The following is a 25153-nucleotide window of genomic DNA, read 5'->3' as shown; positions in this document are numbered from 1 at the left end:
CCATGATGAACGTCCGAGAGCCCATCTTCCGAGCCCGGAGTTCATTTTTTGCGATTGCTTCGTAGATCGAGCTCGTCCCGAAGCTAGACGCATCCGCCGCGCCCGGTACCGAATAATGATTGGGTGACGCGCCTGGCAAGACGCAATTAGAGACCCGCTCCGACAGCCCGTTGGAGCGGGTCTTTTGCTTTCAGGCTTTCGTGTAGGTAATGCGGGCTTCAGGCTGACTTTCGAGCCATGCCTTCAGGTCTTCCGCCATGATGAACGTCCGAGAGCCCATCTTCCGAGCCCGGAGTTCATTTTTTGCGATTGCTTCGTAGATCGAGCTCGTCCCGAAGCTAGACGCATCCGCCGCGCCCGGTACCGAATAAGCCATCCGTTCGGTTGGGATCATTTCTGTCTCCATACTCGCCACGCGGGATTGCGTGGGCGTGTACGGTCAACGATGGGGTGAAGTCTGGCGAACTCTAAGGCGCCTCGTTTTTACCAATCAGTACAATTGGTTAGGGGGTATCCTTGCCCCAGGATTCGCATTCTTCCAGCCAATTGGCAGCCTGTTCACCGAGCAATCTTGGCAAAAAGCTTTTTAGAAGATCATGCCGTTGGGCACACGCCCAGGAAGCAAACTGAGGCACTGGTTTTCCGATATTGTCGCAGGCAGCTTTTTCCGTGCGCCAACTTTCCAAAGGTTCGCGGCCAATCCAGCCCAGGAGAAGCGCATCGGCTGCGGACATGCCGAAGTATTGCTGTTCATCTTCCTCTACAAGTTTTCGCCATGGAGTACGAATTGCGTCCTCTCCGGCACCTTTGATCCCGTGACGAACTAGGATCGCCGCTACTTTTCTTGCTGCCGCACGCTGCGAATCTCCAGCGGCTTCGAAAAGTTTCATCGTCCCAACGGCGTACCGCTTAAGTGTCATGTATTCGAACGATCCCGCTTTCGCGCTTACACTGCGCCCGTAAAGCCCAATAGAAGGCGCTGTACCTGTTTGAGCTGCGCCTCGTGCAGCCGTTTCTGCTTTTCCAACTATCGCCCACAACCGCGATAGCCACTCATAAGGTTCGCCGCCTGAGACGAAACGCTGCGCATGGAAAAGCATTGCGCCGAGGGTTCCTAGAATTGCCTCAATTTCTGCGAAACCCTGTCTCGCACGGTTGGCACCTTGTTTGCGATAGGCTGCGTCGGTGACCTCGTATAATTCCTTCAACAACAGGCGCGCCCAGTTTGCGAGCTCCTGGTTCGGCACCATAGCTAGACTGCTCCAGTCAGGTGACGATGATGGTGGTTCCGGTTCGGACATTTCTGTTAGCCCAGCCCACTTTTCAGCGGTTTGTCGGATCCAGGTTTCCAGTTGGTCCTCAGCCATGCAACCGCACCACCTGGGCTGATGCCTTGCCCATGCAATGGTCAGCCCATGCCTGCATCAGCACGCGGCGCTTCTCCAGTGCATCGCCCCTTCGGTAAGCCCGTTCCGTCTGATCCCCAACAATATGGGCCAGCGCCTGTTCGGAAAGGTCCCAGGAATAACTCGTCGTCTCAGTCGCCCAGTCCTTGAACGTGGACCGGAAGCCATGGATGGTCGGACCATTGACGCCCATCCGGTCCATCAGGTTGCGCAGGGCGGTTTCGGAAATGCAGCCCTTGCCGCTCATATTAGGGAACACGTAGTCGCCGGTCTTCGTATCGGACAGGGATTTCAGGATTGCGGCGGCGGCGTCACTGAGGGGCACACGATGTTCCCTTGGCTCTTTCATGCGCTCCGGCGGGATTGTCCACAGACGAGCTTTAAGATCGATTTCGGCCCACATGGCGCCGCGTCCTTCAGAGGAACGCACGCATGTCAGGATCAGGAACTCCAGCGCTCGGGCACTGAGAGCTTCGCGTTCCTGCAGGCGTTTCATGAAGGCTGGCACGTCTGCAAAGGGCAGGGCCTCATGATGTTTCACCGGCTTCTTCTGGTTCGGTAGCAGGTTCTTCAAATGGCCTCGCCAACGGGCAGGGTTGTCGCCTGCCCGAAATCCCTCGGAGCTCGCCGCGTCCAGGATGCGCTCTATACGGCCCCTGAGGCGCGTCGCGGTTTCCCGCTTTTCATTCCAGATGGGTTTCAGAATTTCGAGAATATGGGCGGTCTCAATGGCGTTTACCGGCTTGTCCCGCAGAAGCTTGCCATAAGCATCCAATGTGTTGCGCCATTGCTGGCGGTGCTTGGCGTTCGTGTAATCGCCAAGATTTGCGTCCATCCACTCATTCGCATACTCGCCGAATGTGGGAATAGGTTTATCATCTTCGCCCTTCAGCACCGCCTTCGGATCTCGTGGCGGCATATCAGCGAGGGCCGACCTTGCAACTTCAGCCCGGCGCCTGGCCTCGGCAAGCGTGATGGCAGGGTAGGGGCCAAGGCCAATTTCAGGACGCTTGCCCTGCCAGCGGTATCGAAACAGCCAGGATCGCGCGTCAGTTCCAGTAACTTGCAGGTAGAGCCCTCCACCATCCGGCAGCATCTGCTTTCCCTTGGCAGCTTTGATCTGGTTCGCCGTCAGTCGGTTCAGTGTACGCGCCATGACGCTCACTCCGCTTGTCCGGAGGTCTACCCATCCGGTTACCCACCCAATATCGGTGTTTGTGTGCGGTTTGTCACGGTGAGAGGTGGAAGGTTTGTCCACTTAATCCCTATGTTTCCACAGCTTATTCGGTTTCCTGCGGTGAGCGACGGAGATAAGTGCGGCGGCCTTCCTCTCCGCCACTTTTTCTTTCTGAATTGATTAGGGAATTCCAGAGCAGGGCTGCGCATGCCCCGCCCAGCAGAGCTTCGCGTTGGCCAATGTCGCTGGTGTCGATTTGAAGAGCGCCCTAGAACGCAAAACGATGCTGCGCACAAACAAGATCATAAACGGACTGAACCCGCCCGAAACCGGCGCGGAAGGGGTGTGGTTCTGGCAAACCAACCCTCTGGAAGCGGGGACAAAGGTTCTGTCTGAACCCGAGAACGCGCGTGTTTCGAGGCTTCTTTTGCCTGAGAAACGTGACTTGCTCTCCGCCAGTCTCGCGGAACGCCGCCACCTGCTTGCGGGATTGCTCGGCTGTGAACCGGCCAGTCTTCGAATTGCGCATGACGATCAGGGGAAACCCGGGCTGCCCGACTATCCCGACATCTCTATCAGCTTTTCGGATAGTGAGGATTGGAACGGGCTCGCGTTATCCCGGGATCGCCCTGTGGGCATCGATGTGGAGCTTGTCCGGCCTGTCCTCTGGGAGCCGATGCTGAACATGCTGGCGGAAGACGATGAGGCTGACGATATTCGTGCGATACTGGCGGATCGAGCCGAGTTGGACACTTTCTTCCGTTGCTGGACAGCCAAGGAAGCGATCCTGAAAGCTGCTGGCACAGGCTTGAAAGGCGGTGCGCGCCGCATCCGGTTGCCTTTCGCCTTTATTTCCAGCGACACGGACCACTTCACCATCGAGCATGATGGACTCAACCTGGCAATCGACACTTTTCTGGAAGACCGACTTATCTTGAGCCGGGCATTAGCCGTCTAACCCAGATCTGTCAGCGATACGCTCATCGGCCCCACCTCGTAGACACGAAGGCCGTCGCGCCACAGGCTGCCCCGCGCGGTGATCAGAATATCCTCACCGCGATCCTCGATCTTCAGGATCTCCATCACGCTCGTTACAGTCTTCCGCTCAGGCGTCACCTGTCCGCGATAGCTCCATTTCATCGGAGCATTTGGGGCAAGCGTGGTCAGGTGCGGCTGGGTCATGCCCTTGTGGAGACCCTTCTTCCAGACAAGCTGTGTCAGCGCCTGGATCAATGCGTCCAGCCCGAGGGATCCTGGCTGAACAGGGTCCTGATAAAAGTGCGCCTTGAAATACCAAGCATATGGGTCGACGTGCTGTTGCGCTCGGATCAGCCCGAGCCCTGCCTCTCCGCCATCCGGATCGCAGAAATCGATCTCGTCGATCATTTGCATTCTGCCCGAGGCGCGCGGTTCCTGCATGGAAATCTGCATTGAAGCCGGCCGCAGGTCGAACGCCTGGGTAAAGTGAGGCTTCGCTGGAAGCCCTGCCTGTCGGACGAGAGAGGAGGGCGGGAAGAATCCGAATTGAGTTTTCAGATCCAGCACCTGCCTTCCGTCACCCGTGACGACCTCGACATCGAAGGAGACGAGTGTCATCGGTCCGACTTTGGCAATATTCGTTAGAGTACTGCGGATTTTCAAAATGCCGTCATTCCGGCCAACTTCCATGTGCAGGAAGCCATCACCTTCAAGGTTTCGGAAGCGAAGCGTGCCCACAAGTGCGAAGCCTGAATGACTGGCCAGCCAGCCGCACGGCTGAAGCGCGATTTCGCAGAGAACTGCAAACGGCATGGTGCCATTCACATTGTCGTCAAAATACCATGCATCCGCAGGAATGTCGTATTCCGCTGTCATCGTCGCGCCGAGCGTTTCCTCGGCCGGACGCGTCGTAACTGACGTCACGCGGGATATGAAATGATACGGCGGTTGAGGAAGGCGCGGAACATTCCCCTGATCGTCATAACGCCGGTACATGTCTCCGAATGCGGCAGAAGGCGCGCCATTGGCGCAATCCAGCAACGCGGCGTGATCCCCTCGGCTTTCGCGCTCTGGTCCGATCCGCAAAGGCTTGGCATCTATTCTCGGCGCCGGCCAGTTGCGGCGAAGCCGGATTCCAAAGCGCGGGCAATGGAACACCTTGTGGCCGTCGCACCGGGCAAGCAGGGAGGCGTATATTTCCGGCGTCTCCCCATCGATGATTTCGTCGATGAAGACTTCATAGGTAACCTGATGATCCTTATCCGGGATCACTTGACCGCGGCATACGAATTTCGCTGTGTGTTCGGGAATGGGTTCGAAGACGTATCCATCCCGCTCGACAGTCAGGCCCACGGCAGCGGCATAGAATTCCAGCGCCTGCACGGCGGCTTCCGCCATGAGTGTGCCGGGCATGCAGGGGTCGTTGTGAAAGTGTCCGTCATAGAACCATGTGGACGCTGGCGTTGCCGCGCGTGCCCGAAGGTAGCCGCGTTTCCAAGGCCCACCTTGCGGATCGAATGCAATGACATCATCGAACAGCGATAGCTTTCCGCCGGGAATATGTGGTGGATTGGAATGGGCGGCACAGAGCTCAAAACCCTCGCCGAAACAAGCAAAGGCATCACCGTTCCGGAACGCGTTTATATCATCCTCAGAAAACGTCCGCTTGTTGCTGACACGCTGTGGTTCGAAGCCGGCAGGGTCTGAAGTCGGGGGGGCATTTTTGGCGGCATCCCAGATGACGCCTTTGCTGTTGGCGAGTTCCTCGTCGGTAAAGAAGCCGGCTTGCCCGTTGCGGACAGAGAACGCCAAACGGTCGTTCGCTCTGCAATCATACTGGAAGAAGAACATCCGTACACCGCCCAACTCAGCGTGCCCGGTAATTTCGATCTGGAAGCCCAACGTATCGTCGACCGACGGGAGCCCCCCCTCGTGGAAGGTGATCTCGCACCCCAGCAATCGGTAGACCCGTTCGTTTTTGTTGCGCAAGTCCGCACCCATCCAGCCGATCAGCGTCAGATCAGCCTGACCGCATTCGATCAGCGGGCCCGGGCGGATGCGACCGTCATGGATGAAGTCCGTATGATTGGAGAGATCTGTTTCGGTCCAGATCACACCGCCGGCTTCTTCGGTTGGGGCGGCATCGATACCGGTGACCCGGTCAACAAGAAGAAGTGGTGGTGCCGGAAGGCGTACCTGCCGGTCGAAGCGGTCCTGGGCTGCGAAGGCCGGTCCGAAGAAAGCTGACATCTTGCCTCGTGAGGAAGCCTCAACCTCTCCTCGGTCGCGGGTCGGACCAGACGGCGAACGGCGGTCAAGCGCGGTCGTCCCGCTCACCACTTTCTGCGGAGGCTCAGCACATTTTCCGGGAACGGGCTCCGGAGGTCGTCTCGGCATCGTCACCTGCTGGCACGGTATAGTCATGGCATAGTCCGGTATGCGCAGCTTGGGCGCAGGCGGCAGTCCGCACTGGGCAGGGCGTGGTCGGTTTTTGACAATCTTGGGCATGGGGTAAGGCACCGGTCTTGTAGCGTTCCATTGGCCGGCTGGGGCGGCCTCGTTTTTTTGGGCGGCGGCGAGCGTTTCGAGCAGGGGGTTCAGGTCGATTTCCCGTCCATCGGCATAAAGAAATGCCGCTGCGTACGCGATCTGGCCAAGGTCCGAGGTTTCGATCCTGTCAGTGGCGATGGCCTTGAAAGGCTTATCTTTCAATGTGTTGGAGAGGCTGGCCGTCAACGTATCGCGTGGGCCCAGTTCGAGGAAAGTCCGCACACCATCCGCCCAAGCCTGACGCACCGTTTTAGGAAAATCCACCGTATCGACTGCCTGCCGGGTCAGCATGTCCGCGACAACGTCCGTTTCAGGCTCGTAGGCCCCGTGAATTGCATTGGCGTACAGCCGGACATTAGACCCCCGATGTACCGGCCGCGTATGCAGGCGCCGCCAGGTATCCGCGAATGGCCGCATGGCCTTGGCATGGACAATCAGGTGCTGGTTCATCTTCACGCCAGCGCGCCTGCCGAACTCTTCACACAGCGCACGGCAAGCCTCGGCAGGTCCGCCGATCATACAGTCCTCATCCGTGTAGATGATCGTGATTTCCACGCCGGGATGACGTGAGAGTGCGGCCTTTACGTCAGCAACAGGCGCTTGCAGGCGCCAGTTGGTCCAGTCGGATGGGACGTTTGGCCCCCACGCCTGTTTCGCCGTTTCGAATTCACCGCCGATGTGCCGTTCGTACATTGCAGCTTCTGATATCTCGTCCAGAAGCGCACCGGGATCCTTCCAATAGCCAAAAGAAAACAGAGCATTGGATTCCCCGAGTGAAAGACCGATAGCAGCATCGGGCTTCACCTTGAGGATGTCCAGCCAGAGGATCGCATGTGCTTGGCTGACCAGCGTACCGGCGCAAAGCTGCTCGAATTCAGAAAGGCTGGCACGTGACAGCAGGGCGGCAATCTCTTCTGCCCGGGACAATTTTGAAAGTTTCTTCCGGACCTCCGGGAACGCCATCAGAAGGCGCCTCGCCATCCGGGGGTAGACTGCAGCCGATCCGGTAAACATGAAGGCCAACTCGCCTTCCGGTTGGCCTTCGCCATAATAAATGCCGTCGCCTGACGGCACCCGATCTTTCGAGAGTTGCCGCGCAACACACGCACGCAGGTTTTGGATGGCATCTGCGCCTGCAGCCAACAAGGCGATCCGGCATCTGCCCCGGCCGCCTTGGCGTCCCGATTTCACGTTCTCCGCGAGCTTCTGCTTGCTGGCTGCTGCAGTGAAGAAGATGGACGGCGTTGGCCTTAGTGGATCCGGCATCACCAGAGGCGGCGCCAATTCAAGTGAAATCGATGTGCCAACATTCGCTGCTCCAGCCGGTACATTTATCCGGCTTTTTTTTCGTGGCCAGGACAACTTCGGAACAGCGCCGTCTGGTGTCAGGTGATGACTGTGGGCATTCAGCAGCAGTTCGATAGCTGCCTGGACTAAAGCATCAGCATCCGGAGCGGTTCCGTAAACATCGGAAAACAGGTTCTCGACGTGCCTGCTTTTCGAGTTTTTCCATTCCACTGACGCAACCGATCCAAGTATCGGATCGCCAGCGGCCTCAGCATCCTCACGACGTTTGAGAACCAGTGCAGCTGCCGCGTCGCCTGGGTTTTTTGTTTGACCCAACTCGCGAAGGGCCTTGGCCCGAACCGGTTCCGACGCAAAATCAGCTGCTGCGACAATGGCCATCGACAGGCGCTCAGAAGCCAAGGCATCAACCGCGAGATCCAGCGCGGCAGGACCGCTCGCGGCACCAGCGGATACCGAGTATCCCATGCCCTGCATGTCGCGCCCGAACGTGATCCGGTTTGCGGTCATGTTCGCCATTGCACCGAGCACCATCGCGGCATCGAGTTTCGGAGCGATATCTTCTGGTGATTGCGAGGAGGAAGAAGAAATGCGCTCCCTGAGAGCCCAGCGCGCAGAATCTGCCGCGCAAGCCATACCGGCAAAGACTCCCGTCTCGTGACTTTCAACAGGGGAAACCCTGTCCAGAGCTTCACTCACCGTAGACAGGATCGCCAATTGTTGCGGCTCGGCCTGTGTCAGGTCTTTGGGAGGTGTTCTGGCATTCGCAGCATTGGCCCCGATTTCTTCCAGTTGCTCCGGAGGAGCGATTGGCCAGTTCATCAACCGTCTCAACACCGCATCTGTCGTCCGGTCCGAGCCGGCCATAACGGCCGCGGCGCAGACGACAATTTCAGGAGTATGTGATTGTTTGAAACTGGTGTTGCGGCCTCTGCGGACGATCGGCTGATGCTGCTCCATTATCAGGTGCGCATTGTTGCCGCCAAATCCGAAGTTACTGATCGCAGCGCGCCTTGCTCCATGATCATTTCTCCAAGGTTCCTGCTTCGCTTGTACGATGAGGTTTGAATGTGCGAGAGACTCCAGTACGTCGCCATCGATCGGTGTCGGAGGCAGGCTTTCCCGAGACATCGCACCCGTAAGCTTCAGGATGCTTGCAAGACCGGCGACGGTAATGAGGTGACCGGTATTCGCTTTGAGAGATCCGACCGGTAATTGCTCCACAGCGCCATAGACAGACTTTGCCGATGATACCTCCACGCCATCTCCAACGGGTGTGCCGGTCGCGTGGCATTCGAGGTATTGGATCGTGAGCGGATCTATTTCGTTGCGCTTCAACGCATCACGCATCGCATCGGCTTGCCCTTCGGCAGACGGTGCCAGCAGACCTTTCCGGCGGCCGTCATTCGACAGGCCGCTTGCGCGAATTAATCCGTAAACTTTTTCCCCTGGTTCAACGTCACTCAGTCGCTTCAGGACGATTGCAGCGGCGCCTTCCGAAGGCACTAGGCCGTCGGCGCCCTTCACAAACGGCCGGGAACGGCCGGTGGGACTCAGTGCATTTAATGCGTCGAAACCAATGTGAAGGATCAGATTGTCAGCGGCATTGACTGCCGCAACGAGCGCGCAGTCTATTTGTCTCGATTGCAGCTTCCGGCACGCAATATCAACAGCATAGAGGGAAGATGCACATGCCGCATCGAGTGAAAGACAAGGTCCGGAGGCGCCTAGTGCTTCGGCAATCAATCTTGATGGAAGTGCAGAATTCAGTGTCAGATGAGCAGGTGGTGTAGGTTCATCGCGCCACAATCTCGAGGCGAATTCGACATGCCCGGCCGAAGGATAAGACAGGTTCGCGGCAAACACGCCTATGGCGGAAGGGTTAACTCTGGGATTGGTGGCATCTTCCCAAGCATTAAACGCTGCTTGCAGGGACCAGCTGCAGACAGGATCTAGTTCCCCGACGCGAACGGATTTCAGGCGAAATCGGTCTGGTGCGAAGAGCGCATCAAAACCCCTTACGCGTCCGGACACGAACGACCGGGAGCTGGCTATGTCGCTGGGGAGCCCAAGTTCGACAGGAGAGACAGGGGCGTAAACGACCCGTCGCTCCATCACAATATCAGTAAGCTCCTCAGGCGTGTGTGCGCCCGGAAGAACACATCCCTGTCCAACGATAGCGACAGGTTCGAAATAGGTCATGCACTGCCCCATTCGTCACCAACGACGAACCGAACCTGATCGTGAGAAGAATTCAGAAGTTGATCTGCGAAAATACGGGCGCCTTCTTGCTTTGAGATTAGGCCTATGCCCCGCTCGGTAAACATTCGCGCCAGGGATTCATCGACCATTCCACCTTGCCAGGGGCCCCAGCAAAAGGCCTTCACTTGTGTATCCGGTATTTTCCCGGCGAGGTGAACGGCCACATTGTTCAGCCACTCATTGGCTGCGGCATAGTTAGATTGCCCTTCGTTTCCAAATACAGCGGATGCTGAAGAAAAAAGACCAATATAACGAAGGGCAGAAGGCTTGATACAAGACAAGATCGTTTCAAGTCCGGTGACTTTGGGCGAAAAAACCTTCTCAAAATTCTCCAGACCGAGCGCTTCGGCGAAACCATCTGACAGAACACCTGCGCCATGAACCAGGCCTGTGACCGGGCCTTCTTCATTTATGAGTCTGGAAAGGGTGGTACGAAGGCTTGCCTGATCCCCAATGTCTGCCTGTACGTAACGGGCTTTGGCCCCGCCAGACTCGATGGCTTTCAGGGTAGAGACGATTTCCGCCCCGGCCAGAAGTATGCGGGCGAAGCGGTCAATCTCTACCGGCGTCTTGGGGGCATCGGCACGACCAGAATTCTTTGCCAGGGCACCACGCAGCGCTTTGAGATCGGTTTCTCGCTCAAGCCAGGCGGGCCAGGCAACGAGATCGGACCGACCGAGCAGAATGAAACTACCCCCTGTTCTTTTTGCGAGTTCAATCGCGCAATCGGCAGTCACACCCCGGCCGCCACCGGTTATCAGCCAGACTGGTGATTCAGGAACAACCGATGCGGTTGACGGCGCCAGGACAATTTCGCCGGGAACATCTTGATAAATTCCGTCGTTACTCAGTGTATAGGTACCTTCAGACAGGATCAGAGACATCGCAATGCGAGATGCTTCATCCTGGATATTTCCAGAAATTTTGAGAGACGAGGCACTTACGCGTATTTCGGGGCGTTCAATCCGAAGCGAACGACAAAGGCCTGAAACACCTCCGATCGCTGACAAGGAGCGGGCTGACGTGCGGTCCAGCGCAACGACATGCACCCCTTCGTGCGCCGACAGGATCGCCTTGAGAACGTCATGGTGTCTTTTTGCCTGTCGTTCCTCGGTCAACCCTTCCGTAAGAAGACATGTCCCTGCGCTTTGAGGCTTGCTGACGATGTTGGCCTCTCCACCGCGACTTTCAATCTCTTGTTTGATCGCTTCGGCAAAGGCTGGAGCAGCATTTGTTATCTCGATCGCGTCGGACTCGTCGAACGATACAGTTTGGTCATATGAAGCCACTCGTACAGTCTCGAGTACCCGCACGGCGTTCAGATATGGAGCATTCCCTGCGTCTGTCGCGCCGGGACGGACCGCCTCAGGAGGCGTACCGTCCCCTAGGCAAAAAAATCAGCGATCGCCCTGATCGTGCGGAGTTCAACGAGGACTTCCGGGTCCACTTCCGGGAGGTTTGGATGCTGTTCACGAAGGGCCGAAAGGATTTCAACCTGTTTGATGGAATCGACGCCCAACTCACCCTCAAGATCCATGTCGTCTTCCAGCATATCACTCGGATATCCTGTTTTGTCAGCAATCAGCTCCCGGACGACATCCGGTGTGATTGAGCCATTTAACTTACCAGGGGTAGACGCGGCCGGTGCAGAAGAAACTTCAACGGTGATGGGGGCGATTTTCTTGACCGCCGGAGCGGGCGAGACACCATTTGATCCTGTCACCATGTCGGCAATTGCTGCGATCGTGCGCAATTCCACGAGGCGTTCTGGGTCTATCTCAGGAAGTTCCGGCAGCTGCTCGCGGATCGTCGACAGGATTTCGACCTGTTTGATGGAGTCGACGCCCAGCTCTCCCTCCAGATCCATATCCACATCCAGCATGTCTTCTGGGTAACCGGTTTTATCTGCAATAATGCCACGTACCAGGGCGACGGCATCCACACCTTGAGTGCTGATAGCGCGAGCAGCAGTTTCCGTGACAGGTTGGACTGGTGGGGTGGTTGCCGTTGATGCGGCTGGTTGAGCGTGTGCTGAGCGTCTTGCGGGTGCTTTTGCCGGACCAGGTACAGCAGGCGCGTCTGCAGTCGCAGGCTCAGGATGTCGCGGTGCTGGGGCGACCGACGCGATTGGAGCCGGAGCGGGTTGAGGTAGTGCTTTTGCCGGTTCAGGTAATGATACCGCGGCGCCATTCATGACTTGCGATACAGTATTCAAATACGCGGCATGAGCCGAAGAGGCCATGCTCATGAACTCCGAATGACGGCGAGATACCTCCATCAACACCCGTTCAACTGGGGTTTCGCCCCCGGACCCGGAAGGGTCATAGGATGGCATGGAAGGAAACGACGAGTAGGATGAATCCGGCATGGCAGGTTCCTGGGGATTAGAGGCAGAAGAGGATTGAGTTGGGCCTGCCTGAGGAAGGCGATCGGCCATCGTACGGTTATTTTGCGGGGTAGAAGCTGGTGTGCGATCGGGATTCGGCGCAGCTTTGCCCGCCGCACCGTCGGGTGGCGGATAAGGTTTGCCGAAATTCGCCCCGGAAATCATGACAGCGTGCTTGGGCGGAGCCGGGCGAGGAGGTTCCGCAGGCAAGTCTTCGAACAGGGTTGCAAAATCGACGGGAATGCCCGCAACGCTGATTGCGCCAAGTACTGACAGAAATTGTGTAACACCATTCATTCGCTTGTTGTCGAGCGAATAGGATTTGTGCGGACGGTCACGAAGGACGTCATCAACCAGCCCGGTGACGACCGACCCTGGGCCTATCTCAATGAACACGCGCGCACCGTCGGCGTACATCCGCTCGACCAATTCCCTGAACCGGACAGGAGAGGCGAGTTGGCTTGCGACTTCCACGGGCATCTGTGTGCCGGTGCAGGCGTAAGGCTCTGCTGTTGCATTAGCATATACCGGCAGAGAAGGTTTGCGCAGGCGTAGTTTCCTGAGTGCCGTTTCAAATGGTTCAACAGCAGACGCAACAATCTTCGAATGAAAAGCGGTAGCGACGGGAAGAAGGCGGGCCTTCAGTCCTTCCTGTGTACATAGCTCCAGAGCATCGTTCACAACTTTGGTGGGACCGGACAGCACGACCTGGCTCGGCCCATTGTCGTTGGCGAGTACCAGATCTGGAGCGAATTCGCCCAGGATGTGACCAATATCCTCTGATGCGGCCTGAACGGCCATCATGGATCCGGAACTGGACTTTGCGGCTTCGGCCATCAAGGCACCACGATCGACAGACGCTGAAAGAGCACCGGAAGCGTTCATAGCGCCTGCATAGTGCAACGCCATGATCTCACCGAAGCTGTGTCCGGCCGCCATCTCACCCTGGATCCCGGCTTGCGACAGCAAGGCGAGGTGCGACAGGGTTACGGCAGCGATTGCAGGCTGGGCATGCTCCATGGCTTTCAGGTGATCAGTTTGATCGCCATGTTCGACCTGATCGAATGCTGCTGGCGGAAATGCCAGTTTATGGAGTTTCAGCTCACCCGCACGTTTGTGACTTGCGGCTTCATCCCAGACTGCTCTTGCGGCCGGGAATGCCATGGCCAGATCAGCGCCCATACCCACATATTGGCTACCTTGCCCTGAAAACATGAAGGCGACTTTTTCATCTGCCGGCTGATCGAGAGATACATGGCAACCCATTTTTAGGGGGCGGTTACCAATTTCATTGCTATTCAGGGCATCGATGACGCTGTTGACTTTAACGGTGAGGTCTTCCGGAGATTGTGCCACAATGGCCGCGCGAGCGGGTGCCGTGGCATCAAATGCCTCCTGGCTTTCTGATGCTCGGAAAGCGAATTCCTTTTCTGTGAGACCGGTCTTGAACGCCGCAATTCTGGAAGAGAGTGTCGCGGGAGACTCTGCCGAAAACAGGAAGAGCTCTGCGGGCAATGATCTCCAAGGTCTGACTGCATTAGGGCCGGTATATTCTTCCAAAGTGACGTGGAAGTTGCTGCCCCCGAAACCGAACGAACTCACAGAGGCTCTGCGAGGCCGTTTTTTTGGAGAAATCCAGGGGCGGGCCTCGGTGTTCAGATAAAAAACCGGGCTGTTCTTGATGGCGTCTGCCGGTTCTTCCACTTTGATGGTCGGTGGCAATGTCTTCCGGCTTAAAGCATGCGTGACTTTAATCAGGCTGGCAGAACCGGCCGCTGCTTTTGTATGGCCGATCTGTGCCTTGACTGAACCAATGGCGCACCAGGGTTCGTCCTGGTTGTGCTCTCCAAAAACGAGATGGAGCCCTTCGATTTCGGCCTTGTCGCCAGCTTTTGTACCAGTACCATGAGCTTCTACCAGGTCTACTGTAGATGGATCATATCCAGCCTGATCGTATGCGCGCTTCAGCGCTCGGGCTTGGCCGTGTGGAACCGGGCTGTAGATTGCGGTTCCTTTGCCATCTGAAGCCCCGCCAAGTCCTCTGATGACGGCATAGATCTTGTTACCATCCCGCTCGGCGTCATCTAGTCGGCGCAAAGCGAGCATGCCAATACCTTCGCCCAGCATGGTGCCATCCGCTCGCGTGGAAAATGGCCGGCAGTCTCCGGACGGCGACAAGGCCGGTGTCTTGGAGAAGCACATATACATCAGAATGTCGTTCAGGGCGTCCACGCCGCCTGTCAGAACTGTGTCGCTGTCTCCGGACCTCAGCTCATGCAGGGCGATTTGTAGTGCCGAGAGGCTGGAGGCGCAGGCGGCATCGGTTACGTAATTGCTGCCGGTCAGATCAAATCGGTTTGCGATCCTTCCGGCGATAACGTTGCCAAGCAAACCGGGGAAGGTGGCTTCCTGCCAATCGACATAGTGATCTTCAATCCGCCGGGTGATGTCCTGAACCTGGCTTTCTGGCAGCCCGGCCTGACGCATCGCATCCACCCATGCAGGACGCTGAAGCCGACCCGCCATGTGGGCGGTCATCTCCGTTGCCGATGCGACGCCGAGAATGATGCTCGTGCGAGATTTATCGATCATTCCGCTGGAGTCTTGTTCAATGTCTTCCAGCGTCATTTGTGCGGCGATCAGAGCCAGAAGCTGAGCTGTGTCGGTGCCCTCCATCGCTTTGGGGGGAATGCCGAAATAGAGCGGATCAAAAGCGAGAGGATTGATGAACCCGCCACGACGTCCGTACGTCCGGTCTTTCGTTTTGGGATCTTCATCATAGTAGTCTTCAATCAGCCAATGACTTGGTGGTACATCGCTGATCAGGTCCCGGCCTTCAAACAGGTCACGCCAGAAACCCGTAACATCACCCCGTCCCGGATAGACGGCCCCCAGGCCGACGATCGCGACAGGAGCGGCGGTTTGTTTGGCCATCACGCGGCCTCCGTTTCAGCGAATTGATGCGGGGTGTAATCGAAGGCCGTTGGAGGCACAGCGACACCGACGGCGCGCAGTTGAGAAGCTCTAGTTATGCGGGCTGCGCCTTCCATGAGGTTCCAGGCAATCTGGCGGACCGTCCGGTTGGATATGTCCTCCAGGAAAGTGCCCGCGGCCCATTCGTTAAACGCCCCCTGCGCGGGGCCGCACCAGATCTGGTAGTCAGCTAGATGTTCGGGATCGCCGTCACGGGCGAATTGTGCGCCGGAGAACAGGTAGCGCCTTGCGACGAGAGCGAGACGCTTGTTGCCGTCGGATTCCGCCCGTTCAGCTTCTTTCGGGTTCACGTCCCTGATGTAGCTGCGTGTCGCCTGCCAGGCGGCTTCGAACGGCTCGCCAAGAATATCTTCGATCCAAACCTGGTCTTTTGGATCCAGCGTTTCGAACGACGCGCCGGAACGATAGAGCTGAAACAGTTTCTTTCCGCGCATCGCGAAAAGGGTACCGCGCTTCAGAACCTGAACTTCCACGCCTTGCTCGAACATGTCCGCAGCCGGCGCCATCGCAACGTCTGCCGGCCCGGCTTTGGCCAGCAATTGGCGACCGGGCAGGGACAGGCCGGATTCTACGGCTGCCTGATTGATGGAACCCGTCAGCACATAGGCCGCACCCATGCCGAATGCTGCCGCCACAGCGTGCGGTGTGGCGATGCCGCCAGCCAGACCGATCCGGATGGCGTTGGGGTCAATTCCGAATTTTGAGACAACCCGATCCCGGGCTGCGGATATCGAGGAAAAGAGGGGGGCTGCTGACCTCCGGTCTGTATGCCCCCCGGAATCCGCCTCTGCTGTGATTTCTGCTGCGACGGGAACTTGTCTGGCGAGTTCAGCCTGCGCTGAGGAAATCGCACCAGAATCGACCAGGGAGTTCAGAATGGCATCCGGTGCAGGCGACAGGAACTGCTCGGCGACTTCTGCGCGGGACACTTTCGCAAATACATGGTTCGTCCGGATGATCTGACCATCGGGACGTCGTGCAAGCCCAAGCGCCGTATATCGCACGATTTCGGGAGATAGGCGCATGTAGGCCGACGCGGAAACGCGCCTGACTTTCTCATGAAGAAACAGGTCAACGACGGCGGCCTCATAACCAGGCTGCTGGGGTGTGTGAATCAGGTTGGCGCCCCAGCAGATCTGATCAGAAGACAATTCCGATTTGATCTGGAGCAGTCCTAGCTTGATTTCATCAAGAGCAAGTCCGGCGCTACCGTAGAATCCCAAGCAGCCGGCGCGCACGGCTTCGACAACCATACGTGGCGTGGCGATACCGCGTGCCATTTCCCCAACGACATAGTTGAATCTGCTCCCGTGGGTCGCAGAAAAGGCTCGGTCACCCAGCCATTCGGGGTAAATTGGTGGGAGTATCGCTGCGCCGGTTGAGGTGCCTTCGGTGATGGCAACGGCTTTCACCTCATCCGCGGAAAGCTCTAGGCTGACCGGGAGGCGCGGGTTCTCAATGATCGTGGTGCACACGTTCATCATCCAGGACACTTCTTGCCATCTCACTGCACAATTCTACGCAGTCGCTATTTAAAACTATACGAACGGAATACACCCGCTGTCGAAAACCCGTCTTTCACAGTTAAGGAAATGTATGTGCTTTCGCACCCGCTCTCCGGATCTGCAGTATTCCCAACACATCAGACCTATCAGCTCACTCTAGGAAGATGCAAAGTATTTCATTCAATACGTGAAAGATTAGACGTCAGAACGACAGATTCGCGAAGATTAAGCATATCGTTCTGGCTGTGATGAATGAATTCCGTTCAGAAATTGATCCTGAGTCGCCGCCCTCCGACAGGAAGACAGGTGATTCGTGCAAAATGAGGCTTCGCTGGAACCGACCCGGCCGGAGCGTTCGGATTGCCGGTTTCTGGTGTTCATTCCCTGAAACTAGAAGGTGTCATGCCGGTTCGGTTCGGCATGACACCCTCTATGTCTCGTTCTTATTCTGAGAGTTCGCTTAGGTTGCGAACTTGAACAGGTTAGCCACCGGCCGTCATGGCGCCATCAACGACATGTTCCTGTCCATTGATGTAACTGGATTTGTCCGAAGCAAGATAAACGATCAGATCGGCCACCTCATCAGGGCGTCCCGGTCTTCCCATTGGTGAAGCCTGAGCACCCAATGTGTCGGCATCTAGCGCATTCGCACCAGCAGGAACATCGGGAATAATCGGCATCCCTTCACCCAGACGCGTGATGGATTTCTGCCAGATCGGAGTATCGATGATCCCGGGATGGACCGAATTGACCCTTATCGGCCAACCGGCGCGGGCACATTCCACGGCTGCAGCCTTAGTGAAGAGGCGAACCGCGCCTTTTGACGCGCAATAAGCGCTGAGCCCCGCTGCGCCGCGGAGACCTGCAACCGATGAAATGTTGATGATCGACCCGCCGCTTTTCTGCATCTTGCGAATGGCCGCGCGGGTGCCCAGGAAGACGCTGTCCACATTCACAGCCATTTGCGTTTTCCAGTCGTCCAGTGAAAATTCGGGAATGGCGCCGCCAATCGCGATGCCGGCATTGTTGACGAGAATGGATGGCGTGCCGAGTTTCGTCTCTGCTTCGTCCATCACTGTGTCCCAAAGCGCTTCGTCGATGACATCTTGAACCAGTGTTGCCACTGTGCCGCCGGCAGCGGATATGTTGGCTGCGGTGGTCTCCAGACCTGCTTTGTCGATGTCGGTTGCGAAGACGGCAGCGCCTTCTGCTGCCATAGCTTCTGCTGCTGCCCGTCCGATGCCGCTTCCAGCCCCCGTTATCACGGCCACGCGGCCATCCAGTATTCCCATGTATTCCTCCCTTGTGATTGCAGTAGCTGTAGCAGGTACGGAGCTTGACGGAAGGGTCGGTTTGGTGTTTTACCCGCCGCTTCAGAACGGGATGGTGCGGAACCGCCGTTGAAATCGTGGGCAAGATGAGCTTGCCCACCGGTCCGCGTCGCCAATGAGGTACTACAATGTCTCGTCGCCATAGCGCGAAGTACAAGATCGACCGTCGCGTCGGTGAAAACATCTGGGGCCGCCCGAAGTCCCCCGTCAACAAGCGCAACTACAAGCCCGGACAGCACGGCCAGAACCGCCGCAGCAAGACGTCCGATTTCGGCATGCAGCTGATGGCGAAGCAGAAGCTGAAAGGCTACTACGGCGATCTCACCGAGAAACAATTCGCGCGGATCTATGAAGAAGCGGCCCGGATCAAGGGTAACACAGCCGAGAACCTGATCGGCCTTCTGGAATCGCGCCTCGACGCTGTTGTTTACCGCGCCAAATTCGTTCCGACGATCTTTGCTGCACGCCAGTTCGTCAATCACGGCCACGTCATGGTCAACGGCCGCCGCTGCAACATCGGTTCAGTTCGCCTGAAGCCGGGCGATGTCGTCCAGATCCGTGAGAAATCCCGCAACATGGCGCTCGTGCTCGAAGCACTGGGCAGCCCGGAGCGTGATCTGCCGGACTACGTGGAAGTCGATCCGAAAGCGATGAGCGCGACTTTCACGCGCGTTCCGGAACTGGCTGATGTGCCATATCCAGTGAAGATGGAACCGGCCCAGGTGGTCGAATTCTACTCCTCGTAAGACAGCCAGTTTCTTGAACTACGTAAAAGGCCGCGCCAGACTGGTGCGGCCTTTTTCTTTGGAGATTCAATCCCATGAGCATTCCCAGCATTTCCGACGTCCGCGAACATCTTATTGCGGAACCGGGAAAGCCTTTCGATCTCTCGAAGCGCGACAGTGGCGACCGGAGCCTCTTCGAAGATAAGTCTCTCGCGAAGACCAGCCTCAAAAAGGATGCTGCCGTCATCAATGAATTGAAGGACATTCTTTACGCCGAAAGAAAACGTTCCATACTGGTGGTGCTCCAGGGCATGGATACGGCCGGGAAATCGGGCACGATCAAATCGGTCTTCGCTGATACCACGCCGCTCGGCATGGAAGTGAAGGCGTTTAAGGCTCCCAGCTCCAATGAACTCGCGCGCGACTATCTATGGCGGATCCACAACGCGATTCCGAAGAAAGGGCATGTCGGAATATTCGACCGCTCGCACTATGAAGATGTCCTGGTCGCAAAAGTGAGAGGCTTCGCGAGTCCGGAGGACGTGGAGCAGCGGTATGATCAAATCAATTCATTTGAAAAGCACCTATCCGAGAACGGTGTGACCATCATCAAATGCATGCTCAACATTGGATACGCAGAGCAAGGCGTCCGGCTTCGTGAGCGCCTCGAAGAACAACACAAGTACTGGAAATTCAATCCAGCGGACCTGGACGACCGGGCGCTGTGGAAGGAATTCATGGCGGCATACGAAACCGCGGTGCAGCGGTGCTCCACGGAACATTCCCCATGGTACGTGATCCCGGCAGATAGCCGAACGCGCCGCAATGCCATGATCGCGCGGCTGGTGCGTGGTGCGCTGGAGGAGATGAACCTCAGCTGGCCTGAGTCAGATTACCGGCTCGAGGATTTTGATTTTTCCTAATGAAAGTCGGTGCTACCGCCACTAATGGAGTGGTTGGACGTGCGATCCGGTGGATCGCCCCAGATATCAATGCTGCCGCCGCTTGAGGTTTTTCCAGTCGCGCTTTCGGTGGCATAGGCAGTCGCCGAGCCTCCGCTGCTGGCTTTGGCGATTAGTCGATGACAATGGAGATCCTTGGCATCCGCGTTCCCGCCTGAGCTGACCCTTAGCACCAGCGCATTGCAGGTGCCGGAAAGCTCTGCAGATGCACCGCTCGATACATTGAGACTAAAACCTTCCGCATCGATTCCGGTTGCGTCGATCGAAGACCCCGAACTTGCTTCAACTGCGTTCAGTTCCGGAGATGTAACCCGAACGGTGACGCTGAGATTGTTTCCCCAACCGGATTTCATTTTCCGGGAAATATACAGCCGGCCGCCGTCCTGGCGGATCTTCATGTCTTCCGGACCGCCGCGCTGAAAATCAGCAATGACGCTATAGGTGTCTGCTGTTTCGTATTTGACTTCGACGCCCGCCGAGATATCGAGTTCGTCGAAGCCGAAGAAGTCATACGTTTTGGACGTGTCTGCCCATGCCGCACACGCTGATGCCGCGAAGACGGTGGAAACGATCAGGGACTTCATCATCTTTTTTGTCCCCCAGGTCAGCTGCCGAACTCGATGTCACCACCGCTCGACAGGGAAACATCGCGGATTTCCGGTGAACCGGAGATGTAGATATCCCCGCCGCTGGAGGCGCGCGCTTCTACAGATTCAGAAGCGGAAACACTTATGTCGGCGCTGCTGGACGCCATGATTTTTGCACTCAGGCAGGTCAAACCGTTGGCATCAACATCGGCGCTGGAGGATGCTTCAACCTTGATGCTTGTGCACTGGCCGGAAAGCTCGACATCTGCACTGGAAGATGCCTCAACCAGAAACTCGGCGGCGTCGAGCGACTTCAATTCCAGGTCTCCACTTGAGGAAGCTTCAATCCGAACCTGTCCGGTCCCGACCATTATTGCTTCGATGTCTCCACTTGATGACGAATGAAGGCCGAGTGTCTCCGCACGGAAGTCGGACGCGAAAATATCTCCGCTGGACGACGCATGGAGGCTGGCAATCCTAGCTGAACCTGCGAGTTCGAGATCTCCGCTGGAAGACGCGCGGGCGTCGAAATTGTCGCTGTCGACTCCGGTTGCGGTTAGTTTGGCTGAGCGCTTCACCAGCACGCCGTCGAGATCCGGTCCGGACACGCGCACGATATAGTAGGGCACCCGCTTGCCATTGACCTTGATGACCTTGCGGTCATTCTTGGTATTGATCGACACGTTGTTGAACCAACCAGAACGGTTCCGGACACTGTTACGGGAAACGACCAGTGTATCGCCTTCAAAGTCCAGGTAGATGTCGCTGAAGTCGTTTTCAGCTTGCTCCACAACAATCGACGGTGTCGCCGCTGCTTGATAGATCACATCGATCGGTCCCGCGGCTTCGATCTGGGAGAATGATTGTGCGCTGAAGGTTTTGGATTCAGCGAGTGCGGCCGGTGCAGTCAAAGCGAGCAGCGCGGCGAGGCATGTAGCTGTACGTTTCATAAGTGATCTCCTTGATAGAAGCACTATGAATTATCGAAATACGATATGTCAATCGTCGAATAACGATAATATTGGTTGGGTCTGTGCTTTATGCCGCTCAAGAACGCACCTGACGGCGCAAGACCATCGGTGGTTGCCCGTAGGCCCGGATGAAGGCAGTGCGCATCCGTTCAGCGTCCACAAATCCGGTATCTTTGGCAATCTGCTGCAGGGAACTGCTGGTTGTCTCTACATACTGCCTTGCCGACTCAAGCCGTAGTTTTTCGACGAAGCGAGCCGGTGTCGTGCCAGTCTCTGAACGGAAAACCCGAGCGAAATTTCTCGGGCTCATTCCAGCCTGTTCCGCGATTTGTTCAACCTTGAGATCACTGGATAAATGGGTCCGGATCCAGTCAATGAGCGCATCGAAGCGGCCGGATACCAGCTTCACATCCTGCATAACCGAGAACTGGGATTGCCCCCCATGCCTGCGGTGGTGAACCACCAGCTCGCGCGCGGAGCGGCGCGCAACTTCAGGTCCCAGATCATCTTCAACGAGCGCCAGGGCAAGATCGATCCCGGCGGTGATACCTGCAGAAGTCCAGAACTTGCCATCCTGGACGTAGATACGGTCAGCTTCGATGGTCACTGCGGGGAAGTGCCGTGCCATATCCGGGCAACGCCGCCAGTGCGTGGTAGCGCGCCGGCCGTTCAGAAGCCCTGCTGCGGCGAGCAGTATGGAGCCGGAACAGACAGATGTTGTTCGCCGAGTGCGACTGGACAGGTCCTTGATTGCATTCAGGAGTTCCTTGTCGCGCATCACCTCGCGAGTGCCTTCGCCGCCAGATACAATCAACGTGTCCAGAGTCAGGTCTGCCGGGAGTTTCTGGGAACACAGGCAAACACCACTGGAGGCCCGAACAGGGCCGCCGGTCATGGAGTAGACTGTCAGATTGTAAGGCGGAGGAGACATGCCGCGGATCGGCATTTCAAAGACAGAAATCGGTCCGGCGGCGTCCAGCATCTGAAAACCCTCGAAGATCAGCACTCCGATGTCACGGGTCTTGGTGGTGGCTGAAAACATGGGAACAATGTCCTTTCTGCCATAAAGGATTTAGTTCAGAAAAGAACGGTCAGCAAGGAGGCCACCATGACCCAGCCGTTCACCACCGTGTTTGCCGTCTATGATAACATGACTCATCTAGACTTTACTGGACCACACCAGGTCTTGTGCCGACTACCCGATGCGCAAACCGTGATCGCGAGCCGAGATGGTGGAGACGTGGTTGCCGAAGGCAATCTGGTCGTCGGGCGCACAGCGAAGCTGTCGGAGATCGAGCGCTGTGATCTTCTCTGCGTACCCGGCGGCGTCACGGCAACGCAGGTGGCTCTGGACGAAGACTTCGTCAGCGAGATCCGTCGCCTCGGAGCGCGCTCCACCTATGTCACGTCGGTTTGCACGGGCTCACTCATTCTGGGAGCAGCTGGCTTGCTTCAGGGTAAGCGGGCGGCCTGTCACTGGGCGTGGCGTGAACTGTTGACGGAGTTCGGTGCCACCATAGATACCGGCCGCGTGGTGCGGGACGGGAATACGTTCACGGGTGGGGGTGTTACGGCCGGGATCGATTTCGCCCTGACCATGGTCGCGAAGATCGCCGGAGAGGCCTACGCCAAGGCCCTGACACTCGGTTATGAATATGCCCCGGCGCCGCCATTTCCCGGCGGTCGGCCGGAACTGGCTGAGCCAGAAACAGTCGCAGCTTACAACCGGATGATGGCAAAGGTGATGGATCAGCGCAGGGCCGAAGCACGCGAAGCGGGTGAGCGGATGCGCGCTCAGGCAGGCGTCGCGTAGAGGTCGTAATCGTCGGCGCCGGTGATTTTCGCCGCCACGATGTCACCCGGCTTCAGTTGCGTTGCGTTTTCGAGGTAGACCACCGCGTCGACTTCCGGCGCATCGGCTTTGGTTCGGGCAATCATCATGCCGGGCTCTTCATCAGCGCCATCGACGATGACGTCCTGGACGGTACCGACCTGTGCTTCCGCGCGACCCGCCGAAACCTCGGCCTGAACCTGCATGAAGCGGTGCCAGCGCTCTTCCTTCACTTCATCCGGCACATGACCGGGCAGGGCGCGGCTGTCTGCGTGGGCGACGTTCTCGTACTGGAAGCAGCCGGCGCGATCGATCTTCGCTTCTCGAATGAAATCCAGCAGGATTTCGAAGTCTTCTTCGGTCTCACCCGGGAAGCCGACGATGAAGGTAGACCGGATCGCAAGATCCGGCACATCGCGGCGCCATTGCTGGATGCGTTCCAGCACCTTGTCCTGTTTTGCCGGGCGCTTCATCGCTTTCAGCACATTCGCGGATGCGTGTTGGAACGGAATGTCCAGATACGGCGTGATCAGCCCTTCCGCCATCATCGGGATAACGGCATCCACGTGTGGGTAAGGATAGACATAGTGCATCCGAGTCCACACGCCGAGGCTGCCCAGGCCCTTCGCGAGGTCCAGGAAGCGGGTTTCGTATTCCGTGCCATGCCAGGTTTCTGGCTTGTAGCGGACATCGAGACCGTAGGCGGACGTATCCTGGCTGATGACGAGGAGCTCTTTGACGCCCGCTTTTACGAGCTGTTCGGCTTCGGTCAGCACGTGGTGGATCGGCCTGGAGACGAGATCGCCGCGAAGCTTGGGAATGATGCAGAAGCTGCAGCGGTTGTTGCAGCCTTCAGAGATCTTCAGATAAGCGTAGTGGCGCGGTGTGAGGCGCAGGCCCGCTTCCGGCACGAGGTCCAGATGCGGATTGTGCGGTGGCGTCAGGTGCGTGTGGACTGCCTCCATGACCGCTTCGTACTGATGCGGACCCGTGATCGCCAGCACTTTGGGATGCGCCTTTTCGATGACTTCCGGCTCTGCGCCCAGGCATCCGGTCACGATAACCTTGCCGTTCGCCTCGATGGCTTCGCCGATGGCATCAAGGCTTTCGTCCCGTGCGCTGTCGAGGAAGCCACACGTGTTCACCAGCACCAGGTCTGCGCCCGAATAGTCCGGAGCGATCTGATAGCCCTCGGCCCGCAGACGCGTGATGATCCGCTCAGAATCAACGAGCGCTTTGGGGCAGCCAAGCGAGACGATGCCGACTTTCGGCTGCGTCGGGCGGATCGGGGCGGGGCGGGTGGTCGTGTCCATGTCCGTTCTGCTATATTGAAAGTGTGGGACAGGAAAGCGGGAGGACGCATCGCATGGCTGACAAGCCGGACTTCAAGCGCCTCAGACTGATCCAGATCGTCGCCGTAATCGTCGGCGCCATCGTGCTCTTTGGAGCGCTCTGGCTGATGGGCCAGTTCCGGAAACCGGAACTGGCCCCGATCGTCATGGCGTTTGCCTTTGCCAGTATCAGCTTCAGTGGGCTTTTCTATTTTGGAGCTTTGCTGCTGGAAGGTTCGCTGCAGAAATACATCCTGTCAGACGATACGGTCATCAAAGGCGGCAATGTCGATATGGTCACGACCACGGCAGAAAGCGGCGATCCCGAAATCGACAAATGGATCGGGACATATGCCTTTACGCGCAACTTGTTCGGATTGTCGCTGGTCCCGATCCTGATTCTGATCGGTCTTTACTTCTTTGCTTAGACAATCAGGCGTCTTCGAGCTCGATGCCTTTTTCCTTCAGGAAATCTCGCAGTTCGCCGCTTTCAAACATCTCTTTGACGATGTCGCAGCCGCCGACGAACTCGCCCTTCACATAGAGCTGAGGAATGGTCGGCCATTCGGAGTAGACCTTGATACCTTCGCGGACGGCCTGGTTCTCCAGAACGTTCGTCGCAACGTATTCCACGCCCAGATAATCCAGCACCTGCACCACGACGGATGAGAAACCGCACTGCGGGAAGGTCGGTGTGCCTTTCATGAAAAGGACGACATCGTTGCTTTCTACGGCCTGTTTGATGGCGTCGAACGTGGCTTGGTCGGTCATGGTGTTATCTCCGGATTTCCCGTGATGTGTGGTGGATAAGGGGCGGCGTCAAGCGTGCCGCCCCATCCGGTTCGCGTAAAA

At 57.3% G+C, this 25153-nt stretch carries 18 protein-coding genes; 5 read left to right on the top strand and 13 right to left on the bottom strand.

Translation table 11 applies throughout. The features are described from left to right. Window positions 1-190 precede the first annotated feature (190 nt). From HY26_RS06440 to HY26_RS06430, 3 genes are all read right to left on the bottom strand, one after another. Entirely contained in the window at window positions 191-394 is a 204-nt protein-coding gene (locus HY26_RS06440) for a hypothetical protein (RefSeq protein WP_233351549.1), read from the bottom strand. A gap of 109 nt (window positions 395-503) precedes the next feature. Then, entirely contained in the window at window positions 504-1367 is an 864-nt protein-coding gene (locus HY26_RS06435; RefSeq protein ID WP_146740190.1) for a hypothetical protein, read from the bottom strand. Further along, on the bottom strand, window positions 1360-2562 hold the full coding sequence (locus HY26_RS06430; RefSeq protein ID WP_112073140.1) for a site-specific integrase: 1203 nt from the start codon (window positions 2560-2562) through the stop codon (window positions 1360-1362). The genes HY26_RS06435 and HY26_RS06430 overlap by 8 nt, the downstream gene beginning before the upstream one ends. A gap of 253 nt (window positions 2563-2815) precedes the next feature. Here HY26_RS06430 and HY26_RS06425 point away from each other — a divergent pair, with 253 nt between their 5' ends. Next, entirely contained in the window at window positions 2816-3541 is a 726-nt protein-coding gene (locus HY26_RS06425) for a 4'-phosphopantetheinyl transferase superfamily protein (RefSeq protein WP_112073138.1), read from the top strand. Here the strand turns inward: HY26_RS06425 and HY26_RS06420 are convergent. The 5 genes from HY26_RS06420 to HY26_RS06395 form a co-directional block, all read right to left on the bottom strand. After that, on the bottom strand, window positions 3538-9618 hold the full coding sequence (locus HY26_RS06420; protein WP_158531433.1) for a beta-ketoacyl synthase N-terminal-like domain-containing protein: 6081 nt from the start codon (window positions 9616-9618) through the stop codon (window positions 3538-3540). The genes HY26_RS06425 and HY26_RS06420 overlap by 4 nt on opposite strands. Beyond that, a complete protein-coding gene (locus tag HY26_RS06415; protein ID WP_146740189.1) occupies window positions 9615-10967 on the bottom strand; it encodes an SDR family NAD(P)-dependent oxidoreductase in 1353 nt (450 codons plus the stop codon). The genes HY26_RS06420 and HY26_RS06415 overlap by 4 nt, the downstream gene beginning before the upstream one ends. A gap of 95 nt (window positions 10968-11062) precedes the next feature. Next, a complete protein-coding gene (locus HY26_RS06405; RefSeq protein WP_112073133.1) occupies window positions 11063-14998 on the bottom strand; it encodes a type I polyketide synthase in 3936 nt (1311 codons plus the stop codon). After that, a complete protein-coding gene (locus HY26_RS06400) occupies window positions 14998-16542 on the bottom strand; it encodes a PfaD family polyunsaturated fatty acid/polyketide biosynthesis protein (RefSeq protein ID WP_112073132.1) in 1545 nt (514 codons plus the stop codon). Before HY26_RS06400 ends, HY26_RS06405 begins: the two co-directional genes overlap by 1 nt. A gap of 503 nt (window positions 16543-17045) precedes the next feature. Then, a complete protein-coding gene (locus HY26_RS06395) occupies window positions 17046-17855 on the bottom strand; it encodes an SDR family NAD(P)-dependent oxidoreductase (protein WP_034767947.1) in 810 nt (269 codons plus the stop codon). A gap of 167 nt (window positions 17856-18022) precedes the next feature. Here HY26_RS06395 and rpsD point away from each other — a divergent pair, with 167 nt between their 5' ends. Beyond that, a complete protein-coding gene (gene rpsD, locus HY26_RS06390) occupies window positions 18023-18640 on the top strand; it encodes a 30S ribosomal protein S4 (RefSeq protein WP_034767949.1) in 618 nt (205 codons plus the stop codon). Window positions 18641-18714: 74 nt separating this feature from the next. Beyond that, entirely contained in the window at window positions 18715-19542 is an 828-nt protein-coding gene (locus tag HY26_RS06385; RefSeq protein WP_034767952.1) for a PPK2 family polyphosphate kinase, read from the top strand. Here HY26_RS06385 and HY26_RS06380 read toward each other — a convergent pair. From HY26_RS06380 to HY26_RS06370, 3 genes are all read right to left on the bottom strand, one after another. Further along, window positions 19539-20168, bottom strand: a complete 630-nt coding sequence (locus HY26_RS06380) for a head GIN domain-containing protein (protein ID WP_112073130.1) — start codon at window positions 20166-20168, stop codon at window positions 19539-19541. The two genes, HY26_RS06385 and HY26_RS06380, sit on opposite strands and share 4 nt — an antisense overlap. A 17-nt stretch (window positions 20169-20185) precedes the next feature. Next, on the bottom strand, window positions 20186-21118 hold the full coding sequence (locus HY26_RS06375; RefSeq protein ID WP_112073129.1) for a GIN domain-containing protein: 933 nt from the start codon (window positions 21116-21118) through the stop codon (window positions 20186-20188). A 97-nt stretch (window positions 21119-21215) separates the two neighbouring features. After that, window positions 21216-22181, bottom strand: a complete 966-nt coding sequence (locus HY26_RS06370; RefSeq protein WP_112073128.1) for a GlxA family transcriptional regulator — start codon at window positions 22179-22181, stop codon at window positions 21216-21218. 66 nt (window positions 22182-22247) lie between these two features. Between HY26_RS06370 and HY26_RS06365 the strand changes: the two genes are divergently transcribed. After that, window positions 22248-22952 carry a DJ-1/PfpI family protein gene (locus HY26_RS06365; protein ID WP_034767956.1) on the top strand — a complete coding sequence of 235 codons (705 nt, stop codon included), beginning with the start codon at window positions 22248-22250 and terminating at the stop codon, window positions 22950-22952. Here HY26_RS06365 and rimO read toward each other — a convergent pair. Further along, a complete protein-coding gene (rimO, locus tag HY26_RS06360) occupies window positions 22934-24283 on the bottom strand; it encodes a 30S ribosomal protein S12 methylthiotransferase RimO (RefSeq protein WP_112073127.1) in 1350 nt (449 codons plus the stop codon). The two genes, HY26_RS06365 and rimO, sit on opposite strands and share 19 nt — an antisense overlap. 53 nt (window positions 24284-24336) lie before the next feature. Between rimO and HY26_RS06355 the strand changes: the two genes are divergently transcribed. Beyond that, window positions 24337-24729 carry a hypothetical protein gene (locus HY26_RS06355; RefSeq protein ID WP_112073126.1) on the top strand — a complete coding sequence of 131 codons (393 nt, stop codon included), beginning with the start codon at window positions 24337-24339 and terminating at the stop codon, window positions 24727-24729. Between the two features lie 4 nt (window positions 24730-24733). On the opposite strand, the gene grxD is transcribed toward HY26_RS06355, so the two are convergent. Continuing rightward, window positions 24734-25072 carry a Grx4 family monothiol glutaredoxin gene (gene grxD / locus HY26_RS06350; protein ID WP_112073125.1) on the bottom strand — a complete coding sequence of 113 codons (339 nt, stop codon included), beginning with the start codon at window positions 25070-25072 and terminating at the stop codon, window positions 24734-24736. Window positions 25073-25153 lie beyond the last annotated feature (81 nt).

Origin of the sequence: Hyphomonas sp. GM-8P, from assembly GCF_003263315.1 — a bacterium.
Taxonomy (GTDB): domain Bacteria; phylum Pseudomonadota; class Alphaproteobacteria; order Caulobacterales; family Hyphomonadaceae; genus Hyphomonas.
Note: the sequence above shows the minus strand (reverse complement) of the source record. Positions and strands in the feature narration are given on the sequence as shown.

Coding starts and splice junctions, on each gene's coding strand:
- HY26_RS06430 (WP_112073140.1), bottom strand. CDS start 2,562: ATGGCGCGTACACTGAACCGACTGACGGCGAACCAGATCAAAGCTGCC.
- HY26_RS06385 (WP_034767952.1), top strand. CDS start 18,715: ATGAGCATTCCCAGCATTTCCGACGTCCGCGAACATCTTATTGCGGAA.
- rpsD (WP_034767949.1), top strand. CDS start 18,023: ATGTCTCGTCGCCATAGCGCGAAGTACAAGATCGACCGTCGCGTCGGT.
- HY26_RS06370 (WP_112073128.1), bottom strand. CDS start 22,181: ATGTTTTCAGCCACCACCAAGACCCGTGACATCGGAGTGCTGATCTTC.
- HY26_RS06435 (WP_146740190.1), bottom strand. CDS start 1,367: ATGGCTGAGGACCAACTGGAAACCTGGATCCGACAAACCGCTGAAAAG.
- HY26_RS06405 (WP_112073133.1), bottom strand. CDS start 14,998: ATGGCCAAACAAACCGCCGCTCCTGTCGCGATCGTCGGCCTGGGGGCC.
- HY26_RS06440 (WP_233351549.1), bottom strand. CDS start 394: ATGATCCCAACCGAACGGATGGCTTATTCGGTACCGGGCGCGGCGGAT.
- HY26_RS06375 (WP_112073129.1), bottom strand. CDS start 21,118: ATGAAACGTACAGCTACATGCCTCGCCGCGCTGCTCGCTTTGACTGCA.
- HY26_RS06420 (WP_158531433.1), bottom strand. CDS start 9,618: ATGACCTATTTCGAACCTGTCGCTATCGTTGGACAGGGATGTGTTCTT.
- rimO (WP_112073127.1), bottom strand. CDS start 24,283: ATGGACACGACCACCCGCCCCGCCCCGATCCGCCCGACGCAGCCGAAA.
- HY26_RS06355 (WP_112073126.1), top strand. CDS start 24,337: ATGGCTGACAAGCCGGACTTCAAGCGCCTCAGACTGATCCAGATCGTC.
- HY26_RS06365 (WP_034767956.1), top strand. CDS start 22,248: ATGACCCAGCCGTTCACCACCGTGTTTGCCGTCTATGATAACATGACT.
- HY26_RS06395 (WP_034767947.1), bottom strand. CDS start 17,855: ATGGGAATACTGGATGGCCGCGTGGCCGTGATAACGGGGGCTGGAAGC.
- HY26_RS06380 (WP_112073130.1), bottom strand. CDS start 20,168: ATGATGAAGTCCCTGATCGTTTCCACCGTCTTCGCGGCATCAGCGTGT.
- grxD (WP_112073125.1), bottom strand. CDS start 25,072: ATGACCGACCAAGCCACGTTCGACGCCATCAAACAGGCCGTAGAAAGC.
- HY26_RS06400 (WP_112073132.1), bottom strand. CDS start 16,542: ATGATGAACGTGTGCACCACGATCATTGAGAACCCGCGCCTCCCGGTC.